The sequence below is a fragment of the Streptomyces ardesiacus genome (assembly GCF_003112575.1).
Classification (GTDB): Bacteria; Actinomycetota; Actinomycetes; order Streptomycetales; family Streptomycetaceae; genus Streptomyces; species Streptomyces ardesiacus.
Map to the genome: position 1 here is coordinate 414,216 of NZ_BEWC01000006.1, position 8,400 is coordinate 422,615.

The window sequence follows — 8,400 nt, forward strand, 5'->3', positions numbered from 1 at the left end:
GGTTCAGCTCCTGCGGTCGTACGGTGATGGCGGCGCCGGGGGCCCCGGGCGCCCCGGGGGTTCCGGAGGTCCCGGGCGGGCGTCGAGCGCGGTGAGCGCGTCGCGCAGCCCCCGGTGTACATCCTCGTACACCTCGACATGCCCGTCGGTGGCCAGGTGGTCGGCGTCGGCCAGCCGCGCCAGCCGGGCGTCGACCTCGGCGTTCCCGGTGGGGGCGCGCGGGACGTCCAGCGGGGCGGGGGCGGCCGGCTCGTACCCGGGGTCCGGGTGCGCGCCGTGCTCCGGCTCCTCGGGCTCCGGCTCCGGTACTGCGTCGCTCATGCCCCGACGCTACCGTGTGGCGCTGCGGTACGGTCGGTCCCGATGGCGACGACTGAGGAGTGCCGTGCCGCACTCGACAAGCTTTCGGACAGCATGCGCGGCGCCGAGGGGGACGTGCGGGCCGCCGCGGAGCTGGACCGCTCGGTGAGCTGCCACATCACCGACCTGGACGTCACCTTCGCCGGACGCATGGCGGACGGCCGCATCGACGTGCGCGAGACCCTGGAGGGCCCGCCGCGCGAGAGGGCCGAGATCAGGCTGGCGATGACCGGCGACGACCTGGTGGCCCTGGTGGCGGGCGAGCTGAACTTCGCCCGCGCCTGGGGCTCGGGGCGGGTGAGGCTGGAGGCGGGCCTGCGCGATCTGTTCCGGCTCAGGAAGCTCCTGTAGCGACCGCCTTCTCCCGCTCGGCACGTGCCTTGCGCGCGGCCGGCACCACCAGCGGCGTGCCCGTCTCCGGGTCGTCGATGACCTGGCAGCGCAGGCCGAAGACCCGCTCGACCAGTCCGGCGGTGACGATGTCCTTCGGCGCGCCCTCCGCGATGACCTCCCCGCCGCGCAGGGCGATGAGGTGGGTGGCGTAGCGGGCGGCGTGGTTGAGGTCGTGCAGGACGGCCACGAGGGTGCGGCCCTGCTCCTCGTGCAGCTCCGCGCACAGGTCGAGGACGTCGATCTGGTGCTGGATGTCCAGGTACGTCGTCGGCTCGTCGAGCAGCAGCAGCGGGGTCTGCTGGGCGAGCGCCATGGCGATCCACACGCGCTGGCGCTGGCCGCCGGAGAGTTCGTCGACGTAGCGGTCGGCCAGCTCGGCGATGCCGGTCTGTGCCATCGACTCCTGGACGACCCGCTCGTCCTCGGCCGACCACTGGCGCAGGATGCCCTGGTGCGGGTAGCGGCCGCGGCCGACGAGGTCGCCGACGGTGATGCCGTCGGGCGCGACCGACGACTGCGGGAGCAGGCCGAGGGTCCGCGCGACCTGCTTGGCGGGCATCGACTGGATGACCGACCCGTCGAGCAGCACCCGGCCCTCGGACGGCTTGAGCATCCGCGACAGGGCCCGCAGCAGGGTGGACTTGCCGCACGCGTTCGGGCCGACGATGACCGTGAAGGAGTTGTCGGGTATCTCCACCGACAGCTCCTGGGCGATGACCCGCTGGTCGTAGGCGAGGGTGACGTTCTCGGCGGTCAGGCGGTTCACGTTGCTCCTTCGGTTCTCGGACCCGCTGCGCTTGCCGGTACCGGCGCTCATATCCGGCCCGCCTTGCGCTCGGTGACCAGCAGCCACAGCAGGTAGACGCCGCCCAGTACGCCGGTGACGACGCCGACGGGCAGTTGGTCGGCGCCGAAGGCCCGCTGGGAGATGAAGTCCGCGCCGACCAGCAGGGCGGCGCCCATGCACAGGGACGGCACGAGGTTGGGGCCGGGCGAGCGGGTCAGACGCCGGGCGAGCTGCGGCGCGGTCAGCGCGACGAAGCTGACCGGTCCGGCGGCGGCGGTGGCCGCGGCGGTGAGCAGGACGGCGGCCACCATCAGCAGCGCCCGCACCCGCTCGACGCGCACGCCGAGTGCGGACGAGATGTCGTCGCCCATCTCCATCATGCGCAGCGCCCGTCCGTTGGTGAGCACGAGCGGGACGAGTACGGCGCACAGCGCGAGCAGGGGCCACACCTGGTCCCAGTCGCGGCCGTTGAGGGAGCCGGTCATCCAGACGACGGCGCGGGAGGCGTCGACGATGTCGGCCCGGGTCATCAGGTAGCCGTTGACCGCCGTGACGATCGCGGACACGCCGATGCCGACCAGGACCAGCCGGTACCCGTGCACGCCCCGCTTCCAGGCGAGCAGGTAGATGGCGAGACCGGTCACCAGGCCGCCGACGAGCGCGCCCACGGTGACCTGGGCCGAGCTGCCGGAGAACAGGACGATCATGATGAGCGCCCCGGCCGTCGCGCCCTGCCCGAGGCCGAGTACGTCCGGACTGCCGAGCGGATTGCGGGAGATGGCCTGGAAGAGCGCGCCGCCGACGCCGAGGGCGCCGCCGACCAGCAGTCCGACCAGGACCCGCGGCAGGCGCAGCTCGTTGACGATGAACTCCTGCCCGGCGTTGCCCCGGCCGACCAGGGTCTTCAATACGTCGCCGGCCGGTATGTCGAAGTCGCCGGTGCCGATCAGCAGGACGCTCGCGACGCACGCGAGGACCAGCAGCAGGGCGACCACCACGGTGGCCCGCACGTCCAGGCGGAAGGACAGCCCGCCCGGGCTGCGCACGGCACGGTTGGTCTTCACGGTCCGCACGGTCCTCCCGTTCCCGCCGGTCCTCGCGGTCTTCCCGTTCCTCACAGTTGGGCCGTCCTCCGCCGTCGTACGAGAAAGATGAACACCGGACCGCCGAGGACGGCGGTGACGATGCCGACCTGGAGTTCGGAGGGCCGGGCCACGATCCGGCCGAGGACGTCCGCGCCGAGCAGCAGCACCGGGGACAGGATCGCCGCATACGGCAGGATCCAGCGCATGTCGGGACCGGTGAAGGAGCGGACGATGTGCGGGATCATCAGCCCGACGAACACGATCGGCCCGCAGGCGGCGGTCGCGGCGCCGCACAGCACGGTCGCCGCGAGCATGGACAGCGCCCGGGTGCGGTTCAGGTTGGCGCCGAGGGCCTTGGCGGTGTCGTCGCCCATCTCCATGGCGTTGAGCGGCCGGGCGAGCGCGAGGGCGAGGAAGGTGCCCGTGACGAAGAACGGCAGCACCTCGCGGATGGTCCCGGTCGTCGCCGAGGCGAGCGAGCCGACCGTCCAGAAGCGCATCCGGCCCAGCGCCGCGTCGTCCATGATCATCACGGCCTGGAGGTAGCCGAAGAGCGCGGCGCTGATCGCCGTGCCGGCCAGCACCAGCCGCACCGGGGTGGCCCCCCGGCTGCCGCCCAGGAACCAGACCAGCGCGCCGACCCCCGCCGCGCCTGCGAAGGCGAACCACACATACCCGCTCAGCGAGGTGACGCCGAAGAAGGTGATGCCCGTGACGACGGCCGCCGAGGCGCCGGCGTTGATGCCGAGCAGCCCCGGATCGGCCAGCGGATTGCGGGTCAGCGCCTGCAGCACGGCTCCCGCGAGGCCCAGGGCCGCGCCGGCCAGCAGACCGAGCACGGTCCGCGACAGCCGCTCGCCGACGACGACGTCGCCGTAGGTGTCCGAGTCGTGGAAGAGGCCGTGCCAGACCTGGGCCAGGGACAGGTCCTTGGCCCCGATCGCGATACTCGCCAAGGCGACGCACACCAGGACCGCAAGGGCGACGGGCAGCCCCGCGGCACGCAGGACGCGGCGCTTGGAGGGCGGCGCGGGAGCGGTCTCCGCGCGCTGTTCGGGGGGACTGTCGACCAACACGCAGTTAGGTTAGCCTACCCTGCCAATGGGTCACGTCCCCGAGTCCTCACCAGCACCCCCGGGCCATGAACGGGCGCCTTCCCCTCGTCCCCCGCTCACCACCCCAAGCGCGCCAGCACCTTGCCCGAATCGAGCCCGCAGCCCTGCTCCCCGCCCGCCGTCCAGGCCGCCGCGCACAGGGCCCGCAGCCCGTCCAGCGCCCCGCCGTCGCCCGTCAGCTCCAGCCGCTCCGCACCGGCCGTAGCCGTCCAGCCGCCGCAGCGGAAGCCGCCGTCCGCGTCGCCGGTGACCTCAGGCTGCCCGGTGAGCAGCCCGCGCAGATCGGCGTCGACGTAGGTCGGCCGGTGCTGCGGCGGTGCCGCCAGCAACGTCGCCCCGTCGGTCACGCCGGTCAGCACGAGCAGCGAGTCCACCTCCCCGTTGAACGCCCCCTCGATGTCCGTGTCCAGCCGGTCGCCCACGACCAACGGGCGCTGCGCGCCGGTCCGCAGGATCGTCTCCCGGTGCATGGGCGGCAACGGCTTCCCCGCGACCTGCGGCTCGGCGCCGGTCGCGATCCGCACGACCTCCACCGCCGCGCCGTTGCCCGGGGCGATCCCCCGGGCGCCCGGGATGGTCAGGTCGGTGTTGGAGGCGTACCAGGGAACGCCGCGCGCGATGGCGTAGCAGGCTTCCGCGAACCGGCCCCAGGGCAGCTCCGGGCCCCCGAACCCCTGCACCACGGCCGCCGGATCGTCCTCCGCCGACTCCACGGGCTCCAGGCCGCGCTCGCGCAGCGCCACGCGCAGCCCCTCGCCGCCGATCACCAGCACCCGCGATCCCGGGGGCACCTGCTCGGCGATCAGCCGGGCCACCGCCTGCGCCGAGGTGATGACGTCGCCGGCGTCCGTCGCTATGCCCAGCTCCGTCAGGTGCGCGGCCACCGTGTCCGGGGTCCGGAGCGCGTTGTTGGTCACGTACGCCAGGCGCATGCCGCCGTCCCGGGCGGTGGCGAGGGAGTCGACGGCGTGCGCGATCGCGTTCCCCCCGGCGTACACCACGCCGTCCAGGTCGAGCAGCGCCGTGTCGTAGGCCTCACTGAGGGCCCGCCCACTGCCCTCGGGCCTCGTCCTGACGCTCCGGCTCATTGCGCATCGCTCCTCGTTCTCGCTTTCCCCCGATCATCCCCCATGCCGCTGACACACGTACGATGCCGGGATGAACTCTGCAGGTCACCCGGAAGCAACGGCGCGCCGGGGCCTGGAACTCACCCCGTTCCGAGGCCTTCGCTACGACCCCGACCGGGTCGGCAGCCTGGCCGCCGTGACCTCACCCCCCTACGACGTGGTGGTCCGCCCCGACGGTCTGCTCCACCTCGAATCGGCCGACCCCCACAACATCGTCCGGCTGATCCTCCCCCAGGCCGCCACCCCCGATGCGCGCAACGAGCAGGCCGCCCGCACCCTGCACCGCTGGACGGCGGAGGGCGTCCTGACCACCGACCCCGAACCGGGCCTGTACGTCTACGAACAGCGCGACGGCGAGGACCTGCTGCAGCGCGGCGTCATCGGCGCCGTGCGTGTGTCGGACCCCGCCGAGCAGGTGGTCCTGCCGCACGAGGACGTCATGCCCCATGTCGTCGCGGACCGCGCGGCGCTCATGCGGGCGACCCGGGCGAACCTCGAACCCCTGCTGCTGACCTACCGGGGCGACGGCGGGACCCCGTTCACCACCGCCCTCGTGGAACGCACGGCCGCGCAGCCGCCGCTCCTGTCCACGACCACGGAGGACGGCTTCTGCCACCGCCTGTGGTCGGTCACCGACCCGGACACCGTGGCCCGCGTCCGGACCGAGCTCTCCCACCACCAGGCGCTCATCGCCGACGGCCACCATCGCTGGGCGACGTACCGCACCCTCCGCGCGGAGCACCCCTCTCCCGGCCCCTGGGACCACGGACTGGTGCTCCTGGTCGACACGGCCCGCTATCCGCTCCGGGTCCGCGCCATCCACCGCCTGCTGCACGACGTCCCGGTGCACGACGCCCTGGCCGCCCTGGCCGGACACTTCCGCGTCCGCCGCCTGGAGTCACCGCTGGACGAGTCCCTGAACGCCCTGGCGAAGGCGGCCGACGCGGGCAACGCCTTCCTCCTCGCCGGCGACGGCGCCTTCCACCTCGTCGACCGGCCCGACCCCGGCCTGCTGGCCCGTACGGTTCCCACCGGCCGGCCCGAGGCGTGGCGCACCCTGGACGCCACCGTCCTGCACGCCACGCTCCTCGCCCACGTCTGGCACGTCCCCGACGACTCGGCGGCCCACATCTCCTACATCCACGACACGGCGGCCACCGTCGAGAAGGCCGAACGCGACGGCGGTACGGCGGTGCTGATGCACCCGGTCCGCGAGGAGGTCGTGCGCGAACTGGCCCGACAGGGCGTCACGATGCCCCGCAAGTCCACGTCCTTCGGCCCGAAACCGGCCTCCGGCCTGGTACTCCGCGCGCTCGACGCCTGAGCCCGCCGGGTCCCCGGCCCCGACGCAACGAGGGGGCGGGCCCTGTTCACGGGGCCCGCCCCCTCACCGTACGCACACGCGGCCGTCAGTCCTTGTCGCCGTCCTCGACCGGGGTGCTCTCCACCTCACCGCCGGGCTCGGTCCCGTCCTCGTCCAGGGCGTCCACGAACTCCACACCGTCCAGCTCGGCGAGCCGGTCGGAGGCGTCGGTGCTGCCGTCCCGGTCGGACTCCACCGCCTTCGCGAACCACTCCCGCGCCTCCTGCTCCCGGCCCGCGGCCAGCAGCGCGTCGGCGTAGGCGTACCGCAGCCGCGCCGTCCACGGCTGTACGGAGTGGGAGGCCAGCTCGGGGCTCTGCAGCGTCACGATCGCCGCGTCCAACTGCCCCATGTCACGCCGGGCACCGGCGGCCACGAGGCGCATCTCGACCTGACCGGCCTTGTCCAGCTTGTGCACCTCCGGGGCGCCGGCCATGTCCAGCGCCTTCTCCGGCCGGCCGAGCCCACGCTCGCAGTCGGCCATGACCGGCCACAGCTCCACGGACCCGGTCATCCGCCGCGCCGCCCGGAACTCCGCCAGTGCCTCGCCGTACTTCTGGTTGGCGTACGCGGCGAACCCGGCCGCCTCGCGTACGGCGGCGACACGGGACGCCAGCCGCAGGGCCACCCTGGAGTACCCGTACGCGGACTCGGGGTCCTCGTCGAGCAGCCGCGCGACCATCACCAGGTTCCTGGCGACGTCCTCCGCGAGCGTCTTGGGCAGGCTCTGCAGCTCCTGCCGCACGTCCTTGTCGATCTCGTCGCCCGTGACCTCCTCGGGGATCGGCAGGCGCTTGATCGGCTCCCGGTCCCGGTCCCGCTCCTCACGGAAGCGGCCACCGCCGCCGTGCCGGTCGTCACGTCCCCGGTAACCGCCGGGCCGCCCACCGCGGTCGTCGCGCCGCGGCCCACGGCCGCCACGGTCGTCCCGCCCGCGGAAGCCACCGCGGTCGCCGTCGCGCCGGTCGTCACGCCGGCCGAAACCGCCGCGGTCACCACGGTTGTCGTCCCTGCGGAAACCACCACGGTCGCCCCGGTCGTCCCGACGGAAGGAAGGACGGTCGTCACGGCGGTCGTCACGCCGGTCGTCACGGCGGTACGAGGGACGGTCGCCGCGATCCCGGCGGTCGTCGCGGTCGTCCCGGCGGAAGGACGGACGGTCGCCCCGGTCGTCGCGCCGGAAGCCCCGGTCACCACCGCGATCGCGGTCGTCGCGACGCCCGTAACCACCACCGCGGTTGTCGTCACGACGCCCGTAACCGCCACCGCGAGTGTCGTCACGCCGGTCGTCACGGCGGAAGCCGCCGCGCTGCCCACCACGGTCCTCGCGCCGGCTGTCGTCACGGCGGCCGAAGCCACCACGGTCGTCACGGCGGTACGAAGGACGGTCGTCACGGCGGTCGTCGCGCCGGTCGTCACGGCGGTCGTCCCGGCGGAAGGACGGACGGTCGTTGCGGTCGTCCCGGCGGAAGGACGGACGGTCGTTGCGGTCGTCACGACGGAAGGAGGGACGGTCGTCGCGGCGGAAGGGCGCCCTGTCGCCGCGGTCACCGCGGTCGTCGCGACGGAAGGACGGACGGTCACCACCTCGGTCGTCACGGCGGAAGCCCCGGTCGCCACCGCGATCGCGGTCGTCACGACGCGGCCCGCGGTCACGGTCGTCGCGGCGGAACCCACCACGCTGTCCACCGCGGTCGTCCCCTCGGCGGTCGTCGCGGCGGTCGTCGCGGTGGAACCCACCACGGTCCCCGCGCTGTCCCTGCCCCCTGCGGTCACCGCGGTCACCAGTGTCCCGTCGCCGCTGATCGCGCTCCGGTCGGTCGTCGGGAGAGTTGGTGGACATGGGTGACTCCTGTCTTCGGTACCGCAAGTCATTCTCGCGCAACCGGGTACCCGGTGCGCCCTGGAAAAATGAAAGGACCCCTGGTCCCCAGCATGAACGCTGGGGACCAGGGGTCCTTTCCAAAGATTGTTCGGCGGCGTCCTACTCTCCCACAGGGTCCCCCCTGCAGTACCATCGGCGCTGTAAGGCTTAGCTTCCGGGTTCGGAATGTAACCGGGCGTTTCCCCTACGCTATGACCACCGAAACCCTAATGGTTTCGAGCGAACAAGCACACTCTTTAATTATGCGTTCTACTCAAATCCGGCAACGGTCGTTGCCTCAGAACT

Annotated in this window: 9 protein-coding genes and 1 rRNA gene; 3 read left to right on the forward strand and 7 right to left on the reverse strand. The window is 73.0% G+C overall.

Annotated features, from left to right (window positions below):
* Positions 1 to 3: 3 nt before the first annotated feature.
* Entirely contained in the window at positions 4 to 321 is a 318-nt protein-coding gene (locus Sdi02f_RS22010; protein ID WP_108933878.1) for a hypothetical protein, read from the reverse strand.
* Positions 322 to 363: 42 nt separating this feature from the next.
* Here Sdi02f_RS22010 and Sdi02f_RS22015 point away from each other — a divergent pair, with 42 nt between their 5' ends.
* Positions 364 to 711, forward strand: a complete 348-nt coding sequence (locus tag Sdi02f_RS22015; RefSeq protein WP_030402805.1) for a sterol-binding protein — start codon at positions 364 to 366, stop codon at positions 709 to 711.
* On the opposite strand, the gene Sdi02f_RS22020 is transcribed toward Sdi02f_RS22015, so the two are convergent.
* The 4 genes from Sdi02f_RS22020 to Sdi02f_RS22035 form a co-directional block, all read right to left on the reverse strand.
* Complete coding sequence (locus Sdi02f_RS22020; protein ID WP_107049679.1) at positions 695 to 1,570, reverse strand: ABC transporter ATP-binding protein; 876 nt, start codon at positions 1,568 to 1,570, stop codon at positions 695 to 697. The two genes, Sdi02f_RS22015 and Sdi02f_RS22020, sit on opposite strands and share 17 nt — an antisense overlap.
* Positions 1,567 to 2,604, reverse strand: coding sequence for a FecCD family ABC transporter permease (locus Sdi02f_RS22025; protein ID WP_030402803.1), 1,038 nt, complete (start codon positions 2,602 to 2,604; stop codon positions 1,567 to 1,569). Before Sdi02f_RS22025 ends, Sdi02f_RS22020 begins: the two co-directional genes overlap by 4 nt.
* Positions 2,605 to 2,654: 50 nt before the next feature.
* Positions 2,655 to 3,701 carry a FecCD family ABC transporter permease gene (locus Sdi02f_RS22030; RefSeq protein WP_030402802.1) on the reverse strand — a complete coding sequence of 349 codons (1,047 nt, stop codon included), beginning with the start codon at positions 3,699 to 3,701 and terminating at the stop codon, positions 2,655 to 2,657.
* Between the two features lie 95 nt (positions 3,702 to 3,796).
* Positions 3,797 to 4,828 carry an HAD hydrolase-like protein gene (locus Sdi02f_RS22035; RefSeq protein ID WP_030402801.1) on the reverse strand — a complete coding sequence of 344 codons (1,032 nt, stop codon included), beginning with the start codon at positions 4,826 to 4,828 and terminating at the stop codon, positions 3,797 to 3,799.
* Between the two features lie 70 nt (positions 4,829 to 4,898).
* On the opposite strand from Sdi02f_RS22035, the gene Sdi02f_RS22040 reads away from it, so the two are divergent.
* Positions 4,899 to 6,191 carry a DUF1015 domain-containing protein gene (locus Sdi02f_RS22040; RefSeq protein ID WP_108933879.1) on the forward strand — a complete coding sequence of 431 codons (1,293 nt, stop codon included), beginning with the start codon at positions 4,899 to 4,901 and terminating at the stop codon, positions 6,189 to 6,191.
* Between the two features lie 85 nt (positions 6,192 to 6,276).
* Here the strand turns inward: Sdi02f_RS22040 and Sdi02f_RS36110 are convergent, their stop codons facing one another.
* Entirely contained in the window at positions 6,277 to 7,020 is a 744-nt protein-coding gene (locus tag Sdi02f_RS36110) for a tetratricopeptide repeat protein (protein ID WP_199826754.1), read from the reverse strand.
* Positions 7,021 to 7,077: 57 nt separating this feature from the next.
* Here Sdi02f_RS36110 and Sdi02f_RS36115 point away from each other — a divergent pair, with 57 nt between their 5' ends.
* On the forward strand, positions 7,078 to 8,079 hold the full coding sequence (locus Sdi02f_RS36115) for a hypothetical protein (protein WP_218030781.1): 1,002 nt from the start codon (positions 7,078 to 7,080) through the stop codon (positions 8,077 to 8,079).
* Positions 8,080 to 8,201: 122 nt separating this feature from the next.
* Here the strand turns inward: Sdi02f_RS36115 and rrf are convergent.
* Positions 8,202 to 8,318 (reverse strand): 5S ribosomal RNA (rrf, locus tag Sdi02f_RS22050).
* Positions 8,319 to 8,400: the final 82 nt, after the last annotated feature.

Coding starts and splice junctions, on each gene's coding strand:
- Sdi02f_RS22020 (WP_107049679.1), bottom strand. CDS start 1,570: ATGAGCGCCGGTACCGGCAAGCGCAGCGGGTCCGAGAACCGAAGGAGC.
- Sdi02f_RS22010 (WP_108933878.1), bottom strand. CDS start 321: ATGAGCGACGCAGTACCGGAGCCGGAGCCCGAGGAGCCGGAGCACGGC.
- Sdi02f_RS22015 (WP_030402805.1), top strand. CDS start 364: ATGGCGACGACTGAGGAGTGCCGTGCCGCACTCGACAAGCTTTCGGAC.
- Sdi02f_RS22035 (WP_030402801.1), bottom strand. CDS start 4,828: ATGAGCCGGAGCGTCAGGACGAGGCCCGAGGGCAGTGGGCGGGCCCTC.
- Sdi02f_RS22040 (WP_108933879.1), top strand. CDS start 4,899: ATGAACTCTGCAGGTCACCCGGAAGCAACGGCGCGCCGGGGCCTGGAA.